The following is a 369-nucleotide window of genomic DNA, read 5'->3' on the forward strand; positions in this document are numbered from 1 at the left end:
TCCATCCATTCTTCGATTTCACTCTCTAGCCACGCTACTGCTCTTCCTCCCAATGGAATGGTTTTAGGAAAGACTTCTTCATCCATAAACTTGTAGATAGTTGAACGGCTTAACCCTGTTGCTGCGATTACGTCTTTTAATCTTAAGAATCTCATTGGGAATGCTCCTGTATTTTGTATATACCCATGAGATAAGCCACCGCTGTAAAAAAGTGCGGTGGGGTTAATCCTCGCTAGAGCCAAAACAGTAATGCTCTTCTTCCCATGCCTCAGCTAAACGGCTCATGCGGTGAAATACATTGTTCTTTACTACGCTACTTTTACTCTTGCAGCGCGTCCCTAAGCCGTAGTTACCTCGGTCGTTAAATAA

Annotated in this window: 1 protein-coding gene and 1 pseudogene; both read right to left on the bottom strand. The window is 43.4% G+C overall.

Annotated elements, in window-relative coordinates:
• On the bottom strand, positions 1-155 hold a 155-nt coding region (locus tag BCT49_RS04660; RefSeq protein WP_102434339.1), incomplete at its 3' end, for an AlpA family transcriptional regulator.
• Between the two features lie 67 nt (positions 156-222).
• A pseudogene (locus BCT49_RS26330) lies at positions 223-369 on the bottom strand (inovirus Gp2 family protein); the annotation flags it as partial.

The organism is Vibrio lentus (assembly GCF_002875945.1).
Lineage (GTDB): Bacteria > Pseudomonadota > Gammaproteobacteria > Enterobacterales > Vibrionaceae > Vibrio > Vibrio apostichopi.